A 15,900-nucleotide genomic window follows, 5' to 3' on the forward strand; every position below is an offset into this window, starting at 1 on the left:
CTAATGCTGGATATTTTATTAGGGATACTCATCTTTACGGCGCTGGTGATTGCGCTCGTATTCGTGATTATCGGCGCGAAAAAGAAACTCGTGGCCGAAGGCGATGTGGAGATCCTGATCAATGACGAAAAGAAAATTCATGTGCCGGTCGGCGCCAAATTGTTGACCGCGTTGGCGGACAACGGTTTGTTCGTGTCTTCGGCCTGCGGCGGCGGCGGTACTTGCGGCCAGTGCAAGGTCAAGGTCAAATCAGGCGGCGGCGAGATCCTGCCGACCGAATTGACCCACATCACCAAGCGCGAAGCGGCCTGCGGCGAACGTCTTTCCTGTCAGGTCAGCGTCAAGCATGACATGGACATCGAAGTCGAAGATTCGGTTTTCGGCGTCAAGAAATGGGAATGCACGGTCAAGTCGAACAACAACGTCGCGACCTTCATCAAGGAACTGGTGCTCGAATTGCCCGCCGGAGAGTCGATCGACTATCGCGCCGGCGGTTATATTCAGATCGAGTGTCCTCCGCATGTGGTCAACTATAAAGACTACAAGATCGAAGAGCGCTTCCATGAAGATTGGGATAAATACAATCTGTGGCGTTATGTCTCCGACGTGAAGGAACCGGTCTTGCGCGCTTATTCGATGGCAAGCTATCCGGAAGAAAAAGAAATCATGCTGAACGTGCGTATCGCGACGCCTCCGCCGAGAGCGGACGAAAGCGTACCGGCGGGCAAGATGTCTTCTTACATCTTCAGCCTGAAACCGGGCGACAAATGTATCATTTCAGGTCCATACGGTGAGTTCTTCGCGAAAGAGACCGATGCCGAAATGGTCTTCGTCGGCGGCGGCGCGGGTATGGCGCCGATGCGTTCGCATATTTTCGATCAATTGCGCCGGCTGAAATCGAAGCGCAAGATGACCTTCTGGTACGGCGCGCGCAGCAAGCGCGAAATGTTCTATGTCGAGGATTTCGACATGCTGGCGAAGGAAAATCCGAACTTCACCTGGCACGTCGCCTTGTCCGATCCGCTGCCGGAAGACAACTGGACCGGCTATACCGGCTTCATTCATAACGTGCTGTATGAGAACTATCTGAAAAATCATCCGGCACCGGAAGACTGCGAGTTTTACATGTGCGGTCCTCCGATGATGAACGCCGCGGTGATCAAGATGTTGCTCGACAACGGTGTCGAACCCGAGAACATCATGCTCGACGACTTCGGCGGCTAAAAGCAAAGCCTGCCAGCCCTCTTTCGTAAAGTTCGCTTTGCGGAAGAGGGCTTTGTCGTATTTAGTGCTTTTTAAAAATTGCCGGCTTGATCGAGTCACGCTAGCCGTTCACCGTTAATCTTCATTTTGGAGTTGTTCTCCGTTATGTTCATGGCTCATTGGCGCTTTCATGCAATCCTCTCCCGTCCTGAGAGAAACAGGCTTTTGGGCTTCAGGAACCTTGTTCTGCTGGTCTTGCTGATGCAGGCGGGACCCGCGCTCAGCACATCCACGATGCGCTGCGGCCACAATATAGTCGAACTCGGCGACGATACCTATAAGGTTCTGGAGACGTGCGGCGAGCCTGCATCGATCTACCATCGTACCAAAATCGTCGGCAGCACTTTACATCACCCCCGCCGTACGCTCGACATTGAAGAGTACGAAGAAATTCAGGTCGAAGAGTGGGTTTATGATTTCGGCAGAAACCGGATCAGGCAATCGCTCCTTTTTGAAAATGGGCGGATGGTTGAAATCAACGATTTGAAACGGAGCCGTTAAAGTTAAGGCGCTGTCTGCGGCTTAGACTCGCCGCTGGGCTTGAAAAATTGACGGTAAACTAAACTTTTAACTGTGCGGCCAGTCTTTTGCTTGACGCGTTCATTTTAATGGCGGCAAACTTCAGTAAGCGGTATCATTTGCCTCATCGGGCGTGGGTTTGTCCCGATCCTGAAAAAGGCTTCATCGATTTTTAGAGATTTTTGTATGACTTATTTTTTAGTGACATTTGCGATCATGCTGGCGGTAGTCATCCTGATGGCGGTAGGTGTGATGTTCGGTCGCCGCGCAATAAAAGGATCCTGCGGCGGTTTGAATTCCGGATCATGCGTTTGCGTTGAAAAATGCGATAAAAGGAAAAAAATCGAGGCCGAACAGGCGTCGATCCAATAGCCTTGATCGTGGTTGAATGCCGGGTATTTTGGCTTCGCTGCGGCTAAGGCCGAAATTGATAACACTGTTCATTGCAAGGAGTTCGTTATGCTGACCAAGATAGCTATAGCCGACTACATGACCAAACACGTGGTCAAATTGACGCCGAGTCTCAACGTCATCGATGCCGTGAAGACCATGATCGAGCACAAGATCACCTCCGCCCCCGTCGTGGACGCACAGGGCCATTTGCTCGGCATGTTTTCCGAAATGGACGGCATGAAGGTTTTCCTGGATGGCGTTTATAACCAGGGCATGAGCGGGAAGGTCGGCGATTACATGACCAAGAACCCGATCACGGTGCAGGCCGAATCCAGCATCGTCGATCTGGCCGAAAAATTCCAGAATTTGCCGGTCAGAAGTTTTCCGGTTTTCGAAAACAACGAACTGGTCGGCATCATCAGCCGGACCGATTTGCTAAGAGCGCTTGCTACGGCGCAATGAAGATGCGTAGGTCGTGACGGATCATTCATTCTATTGGCACGACTACGAAACGTTCGGTACGGACCCGCGCCGGGATAGACCCGTGCAGTTCGCGGGCGTCCGTACCGACCTGCAAGGCAACGCGATCGACGATCCCCTGGTCGTCTATCTGAAGCCGGCGGACGATAGCCTGCCGCATCCCGATGCCTGCCTGATTACCGGCATCACCCCGCAATCGGCCGAACAAAAAGGCATTTGCGAAGCCGAATTCATCCGCCAGATTCATCAGGAAATCGCGCAGCCGAATACCTGCACCCTCGGTTACAATAACCTGCGTTTCGATGACGAAGTCACGCGCAACTGTCTTTACCGCAATTTTTACGATCCTTATGCCCGGGAATGGCAACACGGCAATAGCCGCTGGGATTTGATCGATGTGGTGCGGGCGGCGCGCGCCTTGCGTCCCGACGGGATTGCCTGGCCGCTCAATGAAGACGGCACGCCGACGCTTCGGCTCGATCGCCTGACCGTCGCCAATGCTCTCGCGCATGAGGCCGCGCATGACGCCTTGTCCGATGTGCAGGCGACGATCGCGCTCGCGCAATTGCTCAACCGAGTGCAGCCGAAGCTCTACCAATTTCTGTTTCAACATCGCGTCAAAACCGAGGCGCTGAGGCTGCTGCAAATCGGCAGCTATGAACCGGTCGTGCATGTCTCCGGCAAATATCCGTCGAGCCGGCATAGCCTGGCGATCGTGCTGCCGGTTGCCTGGCACCCGAGCAACAGTAACGGCGTGATCGTTTATGATCTGTCGGTCGATCCCGAACCGATGCTCGAACTGTCCGCCGAAGAGATCGGCCGGCGCCTTTTTACCGCGACCGAGGATTTGCCCGAAGGCGCCGCGCGCATTCCGCTGAAGACCGTCCACCTGAATAAATGCCCGGTATTGGCGCCGATTTCGGTGATCCGTCCGCCAGACGCCGAGCGTTTGGCGCTCGACTTGGCATCCTGCCATGCGCATATCGCGAAAATTAAAGCCGCGACAGGTCTCGCGGAGAAAATCGTACAGGTATTCAGCGCACCGTCAGGCTTCGAAACCGATACGGACCCGGATCTGACGATTTATCAGGGCGGATTTTTTTCGGACGAAGACAAGCGCAAAATGACTCGCCTGCGCTCGATGACCCCGGAACAACTGGCCGCCTCGACGCTGACTTTTGCCGATCCCCGCCTGCCCGAAATGCTGTTCCGCTACCGCGCGAGAAACTACCCGGAATCGCTGAATGCCGAAGAGCAGGAGCGCTGGCGGCAGTTCTGCATCGACCGCCTGACCGGCCTGAAGCCCGGCGCCGGGATTACGTTTGAGCACTATTTTGCCCGCCTTCGGCAATTGAAAAACGACGCTGCGGATGAAGCGGTGCTGGCCGCCCTGGAGTCCTATGCGCTTGAAAAGATGCGGTCTTTAGGTATTGAAAATTCCACGGTCGAGTCGCTGACCGCCTAAGGGTTCGCTCAAAGTTAACTTCCTTAAATTCAGCCGCATCGAAATGCGGCTAATACCCTCCTGCACCACTTGGGATTTCTGGGAACTCGGCCGGATTTATTGACGAGATAAAGTCAACTTATAATATAAGTTAATCATTCATGCGTCTGCTGGTGTGTTTTCTCTGCTGCCTAGCTCGAAAATAGGTATCGATAATCTCTATCACTCATCCAAGTCATAGTAAAAACGTTAGAAAATGACTGGTAAATAAAATACGTTTCTTTTGTGGTTTGATTCAGATTGCATTCAGCTAGCAATCACTAAGATCAAGTCCGGGCCCCGATCCGAATTTTTTCTTCCATCAATCCCACATGAGTAGGTATTTTATGCAAGCTCTTTTTTCTATACGATGGGTTTTTCGAATTTTGCTATTGGCCGTTATGCTCGGGTTGTCGGTGGCCCGAACGGCGCAGGCCAATATCGAGCACAGCGATGCGGTGGTGATGTTTTACACCGATTTGTCACCCTACGGTAACTGGGAAGAACAACCGGTTTTCGGTAAGGTTTGGTATCCGCGAGATATTCCGGGGGATTGGATGCCTTATACCATTGGCTATTGGGTGTATACAGATATCTATGGCTGGTTATGGGTCGCCGAATCGGCGTGGGGCGACATCACCGAGCATTATGGGCTTTGGATGAGGGATGATCAGGATCATTGGTTCTGGGTGCCGGACAAAATTTGGGGGCCAGGATGGGTCGAATGGCGGGAAGGAGATGATGAAATAGGGTTCACGCCATTGCAGCCTATTCCTGTTGATGTCGATTCGTTAGCTCCGAGATGTTGGGTTTTTGTTCGTAAGCATGATTTTCCTCATCATCCCCATCATCATAAGTCGAAAACGAAATTTATCGATCCAAGAAAAAACCCGGATCTGATCAGACGGACGCATGCGTTGGAGCCGCCGACCGTGCTGGATCGGCGCCCCTTCAATCGCGGCGTGTCGCCCGAAAAGATCGCACGAGCAACCGGTCGCAGGGTCATTCCCCTCGATCCCAAGGTTGTGACAGGCCCCGGCGAACTGGCCGTACGAAAGAAGCGCGCCGCAAAAGAGAATGCGCCGATCATTTATCGGCCTATCGATATTCCGCTCACGCTCGACGCGATCCGCGACCAGGAGTTGCGCGCGAAAGGTTTTGCCGAAAAGAAGGCCCGGCTTTCTATAGAACCGAAAGAGGCGTCGGCGGAGGAACAAACCGGCGAACCAAACCAGTCGGCCAAGCCTGCGGAGAAACTCGGAGGGACTGACCTTCGAAGAAGCAAGAGGCAAACCGAAATATCTAAGCCAGAATCTTCCGCGTTAGATTCGGCGCAAGGCAGCAAGGAGCCTGCGAAGGCCGAAGAGAAAATAAAAGCGGACAATGTGGCGCCAAGGGACAGCCGGGCGGTCGATCCGGAAAGCCGGAAGTCTGAAGAGCAGGGATCAGTGGAGCGGGATAGGGAACGCCTGCGCGAAAATATCGACCCGCAACAAGCCGAACCGAAGGCAAGCCTGCCGCGCGAAGACAGTCTTCACGAATCGCCGTCTTCCCGCCAGGACCCTGAGCCTTCATCATCCGGAGAGGCGTCCGGCTTAAATGGATCAAGCCCGTCGACAGTCAATGAACCGAGTTCGGCTTCATCATCGGTGGACGGGACGAATTCAGCGCCGGCTCCATCATCGGCGAATGACCCGAGTCTGACACCGCCGGCTTCGTCACCGTCGACTGAATCGAGCCCAACGCCGTATTCGTCATCGTCGACTGAATCGAGCCCAACGCCGTATTCGTCATCGTCGACTGAATCGAGCCCAACGCCGTATTCGTCACCGTCGACTGAATCGAGTTCAACGCCGTCTTCGTCTACGTCGTACGACTCGAGTTCATCGTCGTCCCCGTCTACGTCGTACGACTCGAGTTCATCGTCGTCCCCATCTACGTCGTACGACTCGAGTTCATCGTCGTCCCCGTCTACGTCGTACGACTCGAGTTCATCGTCGTCCCCGTCTACGTCGTACGACTCGAGTTCATCGTCGTCCCCAGCTACGTCGTCTGAATCGAGTTCATCGTCGTCTCCATCTACGTCGTATGAGTCGAGTTCATCTTCGTCTTCGGCTACGTCGTATGACTCGAGCTCATCGTCGTCTCCGTCTACGTCGTATGACTCGAGCTCATCGTCGTCCCCGTCTACGTCGTCTGAGTCGAGTTCATCATCGTCGTCTGAGTCGAGCTCTGCGCCCACTCCAGCTCCGGTGTCCGAGCCGAGCCCGCCGCTACCGCCTCCCGTAGAGTCTCATCCTCAGGAGTCGACTTCCAGTTCCAGCAGTAGCTCATCAGAAGAACATAAACATGAAAAAAAGCATCATGATTAATCGGCATTGTCTTATGCTTTGAACGGCGGGAAAGGGATCATGGCGGGATGGAACCGCTTTGCCAGGGACGGCAAATTTTCTGCTCGGCGTGAATGACGCCGCTGCTTGCACAAATCTCGGTTTTCGAGTCCGGCCTTGGAAAGAAACGGCGTCTTGCCGGTAAACCAACGGCGCTTTTTGGCTGTCTCTATTGAAATCGAATAAAAGCGTCCAGGAGTCGTTATTTATGCACAGTCGTTTGTCATTAGGATGGTTATGCAAGGCGCTGATTTTGGCGCTGTTGCTCAGTTTACCGCTCGTCCGCCCTGCGGAGGCGAATCATCTCCGAAACGATGCCTCCAGGCTGTTTTATTTAAAGCTGGCGCCATACGGAACCTGGGTGCATCACCGTATCTACGGCAGGGTTTGGTTTCCGCGCAATATGCCGGAGTATTGGCGCCCGTATCAGGAGGGTTACTGGGCTTACACCCATGATTACGGCTGGCTGTGGGTATCGGATTGGGTCTGGGGCTGGGCGACCGACCATTACGGCCGCTGGGTGTGGGATGACTGGTACGGATGGATTTGGGTGCCGGGCGCGGTGTGGTCGCCGGCCTGGGTCGTCTGGCGTTATGGCGACGGTTACGTGTCCTGGGCGCCGCTGCCGATCCAATATATCTGGAACCCGTATGCCAGCTATACGACCACGTATTTTAATTTCGATCGTTACATCTATTGGGATTGCTGGGTGACGACCCACGAACGCGATTTTCCGCGCCGAAATAAACCGCGCAAATTCCTTCCGCCCAAAATGAACCGCGAGATTCTGCATAGAACCCGCTATGCCGACCCACTGATCGTGCATAACCGGAACATCGTCAATCAGGGTATACCGCTACAGTGGATCGAACGGGCGACGGGTTCGTCGATCAAGCCTGTTGCTCCGGCGGTCGTGCTGGAGCCCGGTGATAATAGGCCAAGAGAGCGCCAGAAAAGAGGTCGCGAAGAAGTCAGGATTTATCGGCCCATTGACAATCAACCGACAGTCGAGACGATCCGCGACGAAGCGGAGTCTGACAAGGCATTGGCGGAGAGAATCGATGTGCATAGGCAATTATCGTCCGATCGCGAGAGCCCATCGGGCGAAAATCTTGAACCCAGACGCTCGGGCCGTTTAACCGGCCGCCCCAAACCTCCCGATGTTCAGGAAGCGGAAATGCCGCAAACCGCGCCGACTTTTCTGACCTTGCCCGACATGCAGGAAACGTTGCAGGCGGAGCCAGGTCAGGATGAAACTGTCGATCGGCGAAAAAATGGTTTGGGCCGAGTGCAACGCCAGGAACAGGAGAACGTGCCTGAACAGCCCATGCGCATTGAAGAAAGGCTGCAAATCGCTCCGCAAGGGCAGGAGAGTGAGTCGGTTGGACGGCATGGAAATCGAGGTTATGAACCCGCTATGCAGGAAAACCAGCAGCAATTGGAGCTGGAGAGGCAGCAACAGGCCGAAGAAGAGCGCATGCGACAGGAAGAAGGTCCGCGCGAGCAGCAACGCCAATTGGAACGCGAACAGCAGGCCGAGCAGGAGCGCATGCAGCAGGAGGCAGTCGGCCGACAGGAAGAAGGCGCGCATCAGCATCGAGAGAATAGGGGGTGGCGTCAGCAAGATGTACAGGAACCTGAACAGCAAGAGATCGTTCCGCAACCGCCGAGGGAAACCGAAAACCGGCAACAGGTCGAGGAAGGGCGTATGCGGCAGGAGGTGATCCGGCAACAGGAAGAAACCGTGCGCGAACAGCAGTTGGAAGCGGAGCGGCAGCAACAAGCCGAGCAGCAACGCATGCAGCGGGAGGCGATCCGGCAACAGGAAGATGCCGTGCGTGTACAGCAACTGCAAATGGAGCGTCAGCAACAGGGCGAACAGGAACGCATGCAGCAGGAGGCGATCCGTCAGCAGGAAGAAGCCGTGCGTGAACAGCAACTGCAAATGGAGCGTCAGCAACAGGCCGAACAGGAGCGCATGCAGCAGGAAGCGGTTCGCCAGCAACAGGAGGAAATGGCGCGTCAGCAGCAGTTAGAAATGGAACGCCAACGGCAAACGATTCAACAGCAGCAAAACGAAATGCGTCAGCCGGAGACTATGCGGCAAACCGAGCCGGGCGGCGGTCGCGGCAGAGTGGGGCGGGGATTTGGCAGAGGCAGAGAGTAAAGCGAATGTCCGCTGTTGACCGGATGGCGGAGAACGCCATCCGGTTTCCTGATGTGTATTTCTTTCTAAATTCAAATGGCATTGGCGCAAATTTTTATTATTGATAATCGCGTCACATAACCAAAACATCGTTTGTTTTAGAAAAAAGTAAGCCGTGTAGACTTATCCGATAAGCAATTTAGCTAGAACCCATTGTTAATCGGAACCAGGGGAAATGTCATTTATGCATCAGAAAAATTTTTATTTGTCCGCAGCCGCCATGCTCGCCTTGTTGACTGGGCTCAACGATACCGCGATCGCCAACCCGGGAGCGGGTCGGATGTATGGAAAAGACGCCCCTTTCAAGATCCGGGATCTGCCGGCGCAAAGCCAATTACGGAAGGCGCTCGAAAAACTTCCCTCGACGGCTAAGACAAAAGCGATGAAGAGGCTGCATGAATTCTCATTTCCTGCGAACGATGCAAATACGTTACAGGTGGATCAGGACGGCGGCGTGTATTATATCGAGGCCGTAACGCCTGAGCCGGGGGCTAGCAGCTCAATGACGGCGGAAGTCTCAGCCGCCGCAGCATTGCCGGCGACCGGCGTATTTAAGCTGCACAGTCTGCCAGGCGCTTCAAGAACAGTGTTTCTGGATTTTGATGGTCATGTGATTAGCGGCACGGCCTGGAATTCGACTAATCCGACTTTAACCGCGGTGCCCTACGATACTGACGGCGATGCCAGTGCTTTCAGCGATAACGAACTCAATCGAATCCATGAGATCTGGCATCGGGTTGCCGAGGATTTTGAGCCTTTCAATATCGACGTCACCACAGAAGTACCCGCCGCATTTGGGCCTACGGTCGGCCGGGTGCTGATTACCCAGGATGTCGATCAATATGGTCTGGCGATGCCGTCCAAAGGAGCTGGCGGTGTCGCCTATGTCAACGTTTTCGGCCGCAGTGATTATGTCAGCAAATATTCGCCCGCACTGGTTTATTACAATAATTTGGGATTGGCTTCCACGGCCGAAGCCAGCTCACACGAATTCGGCCATAATCTGGGGCTCTCTCACGATGGCACAAGCACGGCGGGCTATTATACTGGTCTAGGCAGCGGCAATTCGTCCTGGGCGCCGATCATGGGAGCCAGCTATTACAAGAATGTGACGGAATGGAGCAAGGGGGAATACCCGGATGCCAATAATACGCAGGATGACATCGGCATCATCGCCACGAAACTGACGTTTAAAGCGGACGATCATGGCAATACGAATGACGTAGCCAGTCTGCTTGCCGTTGAAAGCGACGGCAGTATTTTGGCAACCACCCCCCAAGACGATCCAGGAAATACTGTCCCAGACAATAAAGGCATTATCGAAACGCAAGGCGATATTGATGTGTTTGCCTTGGATGTCGGAGCCGGCGCTGTGAATATTGCTGTCACACCGGCATGGGCGGTGGCGATCCCCCATCCCGATGTGACAGGCACGCTAATACGAGCCGCGAATTTGGACGTCAAGGCAACGCTCTACGATGCATCGGGTTTTGAAATAAGCACCAGCGATCCGCTTGACAATACGAACGCCGTGATTAATACATCGGTCAGCGCGGGGCGGTATTATCTTGCGATCACCGGTGTAGGCAATGCGTCGACCCCTTATTCCAGCTATGGCAGTCAGGGCGAATTTTTCATTACCGGTACCGTGCCGCCTGTGAGTGACACTACGCCGCCGACTCCTAATCCGAGCTGGCAAACGGTCCCGACCGCGCAAAACGATACGAGTATCGCTATGGCGGCAACAGTGGCAAGCGATGTGTCCGGTGCCGTTGAGTACCAGTTTTTATGTGTTGCCGGCGGTACCGGCTGCGTTAATAGCGCCTGGCAGACCAGCCCCAATTATGTGATCAGCGGTTTGGCGCCGGCAACCTCTTATACCTTTCAGGTCAGGGCGCGCGATGCTTTCGATAACCAAACGCCAGCTTCATCTCCGGCGACTGCCACAACGGCTGCGTCCATTAATCCGAATCTCGTCGCAAATGATGATACGGCCAGCGTGGAGGAAGACGGCGCGACGATCATTCCGGTATTGAGCAACGATTCCGTGAGTGGCGGTAATAGCCTCTCCATCGTCTCGGTCGGAACCCCGGGGCATGGAGTGGCCACCAACAATAATGACGGCACCCTTACCTATAAACCGAGTGCCAATTTCTACGGCAGCGATAGCTTTACCTATACCATTTCAGACGGTGTTGGCGGTTCCGCGTCGGCAACGGTAGCTATCATCGTAAATCCGGTCAATGATGCGCCGGTTGCAGTGAATGATACGGCAACGGTTCGCGTAAAAAGGACCGTCAGCATCAAGGTATTGAGTAACGATACGGATGTCGATGCCGATAAATTGGTTATTGTTTCGACCACGAAAGGAACGATCATCAATGGTCAAACCCTATCCTATACGGGCGCCGCGGTAGGAACGGATACCTTCGCCTATACCGTCAGCGATGGCAAGGGCGGTCTTGCCTCGGCAAACGTAACGGTTACGGTGAAGAGATGAGATGAGATGAGATGACCGGATTTTCCACAGGGTCGACTCTTACCCTGTGGAAATCAGGCGTTTTTTTCTTAACTGAAGGTATCCACGAAAACCCCGAAAGTAACGGCCGAATGAATGGTGCGATGAAATCTTTCGTGCCTTTAGTGTTTTTCGTGGACAATGATGTAACATCAGCTACTGAGTTGATGCGTTTTCCTGCGGTAGGGCCGCCGTCCCTGGCGGTAACGGCTTGGCATCCATCTCGAAATCCATTCTGATGCGATGTGCAATCAATTCGGCTTCTTTTTTGTTTTTGAAGGGGCCGGCAATCACTTGATTAGTCCCGTCTTTTTCAACTTTTCGCGCCGGGATTGGCGGACCTTGATGCGTGAGCATCGCCGCCAGTTGTTGCGCCATCGCCGCGTTGTGAAAGTCGGCGACTAAAATCGCCCAGTCGCTGCCGGTCAATTCGGGCACCACCGGCTGCCCGTAGAAATGCACGGGATGTTGCACTTCCGGCGCTTTCGCGACGAGTTCCGGCACATCCAGGCTGGCCGCCAGGATCGGGGTGGGGATGCCGTCGGCGCGTTGCAGGGTGCGGTCGACTTTTTCCCAATCTACGGTTACGCCTTTTTCGGCGGCGGCTTGGCGCAGTTTTTTCAGCAGCGACTTTTGCAGTCGTTGTTTCTGGCCGGCCCATTTTTGCAGCGGCTGGTGGGCTTCCAGGTAAAGTCTGTCTCCGACCCATGCCGTCATATAAGGCTGGTGGACGATCCGCACCGGCATCCCGACCGCCGTTTTTTTGAACAGCGCTTTGATGTCTTCGGGGTAAAGCCGCACACAGCCGTGGCTGACCTGCATGCCGACGCCGTAAGGTTTGTTGGTGCCGTGGATCAGGTAGCTGTTAAAACCTAGCGATAGCGCATACTTGCCGAGCGGATTGTTGGGGCCGGGAGGCACCACGGCGGGCAGCGGGTCGCCTTTTGCCGCGTGTTCGCGTCGGATGGATTCCGGGGGAGCCCATGCCGGGTTGGCTTTTTTTGCGACGATAGTGGTTTGTCCTAAAGGGGTATTCCAGCCTTCACGGCCAATGCCGAGCGGGTAGGTAAACATGACGTCCGGCTGTTTCGGGGGAAAATAAAACATTCGCATGTTCGCCAGATTGAGCACGATGCCTTTGCGCGGCGCATCAGGCAGGATGAACCGCAACGGCAGCAGCACGCGCTGGCCCGCTTTAGGCGTCCAGGGACGAATACCGGGATTGGCGAGCGTGATCTCGTTATAGCCCAGGCCGAAATGCCGGGCGATGTCGGACAAGGTGTCGCCGTCCTGCGCCCTGATCACGGCAAGCCTGCCGACAATGCGGCGGCCTTTGGCGATCGAAAACTTGTGGGCGGCGATGCCGGCAAGTTTCGGCCGCTGCTCGCTTGTAGCGGCCGGAGAGAAGGTTGCTGTAGGCGGCGGTGGAAGCGGCAGGTATTCTGTTGTAGGCTCAAGTTGGCAGCCGCTGAGCATGCCGACCGCCAACAGCACGCAAGGCAAGGCGGCATCCTGATGCAGCAGATCGGCCAATGTTTTTTTCAATGTCTTCATAGGCATAAGCGGTAATGGCGGGTGCGGGATGCAATAATAAAAGTTAGACATTAGAATCAGCCAATTATTGATAGAAGCGACACAATTGGAAGTGCATGCACGCAAAAGGCCTGGTGTGTTCAACTGGGTCCGCGAATTTTCAATATCAACATTGAATAAATCGGTAACTATTCACTTCCCCCTTTGAAAAAGGGGGATCGAGGGGGATTTATTTGAAAAAATCTCCCCTAACCCCTCTTTTTCAAAGAGGGGGACTTACCAATACAGTCTTTTTACGGATACCGCGCTGGGTTTTGAAAGACGCTAAACCAATACGCCCTTGATTACTTCGTCGTCCATTTTTCGGCTAGTTGCGCTGAAAACTTGCCAAGATAAACGCCGATCACGATCGAAACCGAAATCACCACGAGCGAATTGCTGAATGAGACGCCAAGCAAACGTCCTCAGTCATTTTGTCAGGCGTTTGCAGCAGATAGGCAAAGGTCATCGAATAACCGAACACGCTGGCCGGGATTGTGGATAATTGAGGAATGCTCGCGGCGAGACACATCACGATTACCGCAATGGTGACGGTTAAGGCCGCCATCAAAGGAAACCCGAGCAGCGCGTCGGACGGCACATTTATAAGCAGGAAAGCCGTTATCCAAGCCATCACGACGCCGAAAATGCTACAGGTAATCGTGCCCTTGAAGGCGGCTTCATTCGCACCGAGCGCGAAATATGCCGCCCAAGGAATCGTTGCCGCCCAGATGAAAAAATATCCGCTGAGCGGGCCTACCGCAAAAAATGTCGCGGCGCCCGCCAAGATGCCGATACTGAAGGAAAGTGCTGTGAGTTGGTTAATAGTGTGATTCTCTAAATGGCGCCTCGACGATGTGATATAAATGGCTTTCATAAGGGAGGCGGTCCGATGAAAGTCCAATCTTTTGCCTTTGCTCAACAGGTGAGTCTTCCATCGGTCGTCAGGATGTTACCAAATATTCCCTGTTAAACAAATAAATGCGAATGATTAATTCGGACCTTTGACGTTTTAATCTGCATAGTTGACTATAAAATCTTGAAAATAACTCTGGACGCGTGTAAGATGATTTTCTCAAAAAAACACGGGTTTATTATTGCTCCGGCCTCTTGTTGTTTGAAACAGATTTCCTTGGGTTAGTCGAAAAGCTTTGGTTGGTTGGGGCTGTAAAACCCTGGGCTTAATCTGACGTTGATAGGCGGAATTCGACCCTTTCCGACCTGTCAAGGCTTACTCATTGAGCGTCTATTCATTAGTATGCGCCACCTATTTAGGAGGGTATTTTGGTTAGCATTAAAGGTTGCTATCAATAATTAGAGCCTGCTCAGAAAGTCTTAATGAACAATAAAATCTATCGGTTTCGGCGTAAGTTATTGATATAAAGTGATTCTGAAGCAAATTTACTACATTGCGGCCCTGGCAAATTCAAATCTGGGCAAAAAGGGTGCACGGCTTTAAGCGTATGTTGCTCAAAAACCGTGCACTTACATCATCGAAAAATAACTTATTCACCAATTAAATCAAACAGATAGTATTTTCTGAGTAGACTCTAATTAAATGCCGTAGCATTTAATTTAACAGATTATCAGAGTGGCATTATGTGTAGATAATCTAATCTTAATATATGCCTGAATAGGTGTTTACTTAACCTTAAGCTGCACAACTCTACACCAAACATGTAGAAATTTAACTTTAAATTACAATTTTTGGTCTGTATTTTAGGTTTTTTGACATGAGTTCACTACCTCAAGAAGACAATCACGAGCCGAATATAACACCACCCAGACAACGGGAATTCGACTGGAATCGCCGCGCGGGCCCGATCTTTAAATGGGGAATAATGGTGGCCTTTTTACTTATACTGCTAGGTGTGTTTTTTGTCAAATTTTCCTTGGCTAATGAATACCTAGGAAATCTGATCGTATGCGTTGGGCTCGGCATTATTCTAGGTGCATTTGGTTCAACAGCAAGCTTAAATCTTCCAACTCAGGGTATTGTTCTCACAGGCGTAGCTGTTCTATCTGTTGTTCTATTCAAGCTAATCATAACTGAGATGAATAATGGATATTTAAGAGTGAGAATTGGCTCAAATATTGAGCCTGAAACTCAAATGTTATTACGAGGAGATCAAGATTTCTTGGGAAGTTATCAGAGATCTGGAAAAACTTATGATTTTGTAATATTTGGCACGGATATTAGGAGTCCACACCTCAGTCTTGCTGTGTCATTTCCAGATAAAACGGAATCTATATTTGACTGTATTTCCTTAGATAAGATAAAACCCTATCTTGCGTCTGGAAAAATGATTGAATGGCATTTAAATGCCAGTGAAGGGAAACTTGTAAATGATAAAGGTGAGGTATTTGCAAGTTTACCATGCCAAGGCCGAATGGTTGATGCAGGAAGTGGAAGTTCCTCGTTATCTAAAGAGTGGTTTTGGCAGATATTTAATTTATTACCATCAGCACTTGCTGCCGATACCCCTGAAGCCCTTATAGAACAGCTTGACTCTGAGGCGATAAATGTTCGCCAAGACGCACGTTCTCAACTTAGCAAATTGGGAATTGATGTGATTAATCCATTGCTAGCTGGTTTAAGCAAGAAAGACATAACGTATCGTTCGCAGTTGGGAATTATTGTCGCGCTTACAGAGATGATGCGAGATAACAAAAAAAAGCGCACAGAGATAATTCAAAATATTCCAAGTGACGACCTTGTAAAATTGGTTGACGCAACAGCTAATGAAGATCGTACCATCCGAGTCTATGCTTCTGAATTCTTGTATGATCTTGGGGATCCACGGACAATAGAGTTAGCTTTTGATCGATTTTCTCCAGCAAGCGAGAATGGTCGATATAATCTCCTTTTTGTTATTAAAGGCGCGGTACCCTATTCATCCACAAATCAGAAACAGTCTTTAGCAAATAAAGTTATCTCGCTTAAATCTGATGATACCCCTGAAACCAATGAATTGATTGATTCCATTGTTAATTTGGCTCAATAAGATGGTCAAGGGATGAAGCTGGATGGCATTGGCAGGTGCGGCTGGGTTTATCAACCCAGCCTACGCGCTGT

11 protein-coding genes and 1 pseudogene are annotated in these 15,900 nt (G+C 52.2%); 9 read left to right on the forward strand and 3 right to left on the reverse strand.

The genetic code is table 11. The annotated features are described in order from the left end of the window. Window positions 1-3 precede the first annotated feature (3 nt). The 6 genes and pseudogenes from nqrF to METLA_RS24005 form a co-directional block, all read left to right on the forward strand. The gene (nqrF, locus tag METLA_RS0119930) at window positions 4-1,224 is read left to right on the forward strand and encodes an NADH:ubiquinone reductase (Na(+)-transporting) subunit F (protein WP_036281947.1); all 1,221 of its coding nucleotides are present in this window, start codon (window positions 4-6) and stop codon (window positions 1,222-1,224) included. 204 nt (window positions 1,225-1,428) lie between these two features. Beyond that, window positions 1,429-1,764 (forward strand): DUF2845 domain-containing protein, encoded by a 336-nt coding sequence (locus METLA_RS0119935; RefSeq protein ID WP_024300242.1) that lies wholly within the window; start codon window positions 1,429-1,431, stop codon window positions 1,762-1,764. A 204-nt stretch (window positions 1,765-1,968) separates the two neighbouring features. Then, window positions 1,969-2,154 (forward strand): (Na+)-NQR maturation NqrM, encoded by a 186-nt coding sequence (nqrM, locus tag METLA_RS22310; RefSeq protein WP_084480198.1) that lies wholly within the window; start codon window positions 1,969-1,971, stop codon window positions 2,152-2,154. 87 nt (window positions 2,155-2,241) lie between these two features. Beyond that, window positions 2,242-2,637: a CBS domain-containing protein gene (locus tag METLA_RS0119945; RefSeq protein ID WP_024300244.1), complete on the forward strand. Its 396-nt coding sequence runs from the start codon at window positions 2,242-2,244 to the stop codon at window positions 2,635-2,637. 13 nt (window positions 2,638-2,650) lie between these two features. Then, window positions 2,651-4,120 (forward strand): exodeoxyribonuclease I, encoded by a 1,470-nt coding sequence (gene sbcB, locus METLA_RS0119950; protein WP_024300245.1) that lies wholly within the window; start codon window positions 2,651-2,653, stop codon window positions 4,118-4,120. A 482-nt stretch (window positions 4,121-4,602) separates the two neighbouring features. Further along, window positions 4,603-4,896 (forward strand): annotated as a pseudogene (locus METLA_RS24005) (DUF6600 domain-containing protein); the annotation flags it as partial. Window positions 4,897-5,672: 776 nt separating this feature from the next. Here METLA_RS24005 and METLA_RS21615 read toward each other — a convergent pair. Further along, the gene (locus tag METLA_RS21615) at window positions 5,673-6,380 is read right to left on the reverse strand and encodes a hypothetical protein (RefSeq protein WP_024300247.1); all 708 of its coding nucleotides are present in this window, start codon (window positions 6,378-6,380) and stop codon (window positions 5,673-5,675) included. Window positions 6,381-6,736: 356 nt separating this feature from the next. Here METLA_RS21615 and METLA_RS0119965 point away from each other — a divergent pair, with 356 nt between their 5' ends. Both METLA_RS0119965 and METLA_RS21620 read left to right on the forward strand, forming a co-directional pair. Continuing rightward, window positions 6,737-8,695 carry a DUF6600 domain-containing protein gene (locus METLA_RS0119965; protein ID WP_024300248.1) on the forward strand — a complete coding sequence of 653 codons (1,959 nt, stop codon included), beginning with the start codon at window positions 6,737-6,739 and terminating at the stop codon, window positions 8,693-8,695. 223 nt (window positions 8,696-8,918) lie between these two features. Then, window positions 8,919-11,234: an Ig-like domain-containing protein gene (locus METLA_RS21620; RefSeq protein ID WP_024300249.1), complete on the forward strand. Its 2,316-nt coding sequence runs from the start codon at window positions 8,919-8,921 to the stop codon at window positions 11,232-11,234. A gap of 174 nt (window positions 11,235-11,408) precedes the next feature. On the opposite strand, the gene METLA_RS0119975 is transcribed toward METLA_RS21620, so the two are convergent. Together METLA_RS0119975 and METLA_RS21170 are read right to left on the reverse strand one after the other, a co-directional pair. Continuing rightward, on the reverse strand, window positions 11,409-12,806 hold the full coding sequence (locus tag METLA_RS0119975) for a L,D-transpeptidase family protein (protein ID WP_024300250.1): 1,398 nt from the start codon (window positions 12,804-12,806) through the stop codon (window positions 11,409-11,411). 400 nt (window positions 12,807-13,206) lie between these two features. After that, entirely contained in the window at window positions 13,207-13,701 is a 495-nt protein-coding gene (locus METLA_RS21170) for a DUF1097 domain-containing protein (protein WP_245598835.1), read from the reverse strand. 856 nt (window positions 13,702-14,557) lie between these two features. On the opposite strand from METLA_RS21170, the gene METLA_RS0119985 reads away from it, so the two are divergent. Then, window positions 14,558-15,829, forward strand: a complete 1,272-nt coding sequence (locus tag METLA_RS0119985) for a HEAT repeat domain-containing protein (protein ID WP_152539508.1) — start codon at window positions 14,558-14,560, stop codon at window positions 15,827-15,829. Window positions 15,830-15,900 lie beyond the last annotated feature (71 nt).

This window comes from Methylomicrobium lacus LW14, from assembly GCF_000527095.1.
GTDB lineage: Bacteria > Pseudomonadota > Gammaproteobacteria > Methylococcales > Methylomonadaceae > Methylomicrobium > Methylomicrobium lacus.

Excerpts from the sequence above, each read along its gene's own strand:
- nqrF (WP_036281947.1), top strand. The coding sequence starts at position 4 with ATGCTGGATATTTTATTAGGGATACTCATCTTTACGGCGCTGGTGATT.
- nqrM (WP_084480198.1), top strand. The coding sequence starts at position 1,969 with ATGACTTATTTTTTAGTGACATTTGCGATCATGCTGGCGGTAGTCATC.
- METLA_RS0119945 (WP_024300244.1), top strand. The coding sequence starts at position 2,242 with ATGCTGACCAAGATAGCTATAGCCGACTACATGACCAAACACGTGGTC.
- METLA_RS0119965 (WP_024300248.1), top strand. The coding sequence starts at position 6,737 with ATGCACAGTCGTTTGTCATTAGGATGGTTATGCAAGGCGCTGATTTTG.
- METLA_RS21620 (WP_024300249.1), top strand. The coding sequence starts at position 8,919 with ATGCATCAGAAAAATTTTTATTTGTCCGCAGCCGCCATGCTCGCCTTG.
- METLA_RS0119975 (WP_024300250.1), bottom strand. The coding sequence starts at position 12,806 with ATGAAGACATTGAAAAAAACATTGGCCGATCTGCTGCATCAGGATGCC.
- METLA_RS21170 (WP_245598835.1), bottom strand. The coding sequence starts at position 13,701 with ATGAAAGCCATTTATATCACATCGTCGAGGCGCCATTTAGAGAATCAC.
- METLA_RS0119985 (WP_152539508.1), top strand. The coding sequence starts at position 14,558 with ATGAGTTCACTACCTCAAGAAGACAATCACGAGCCGAATATAACACCA.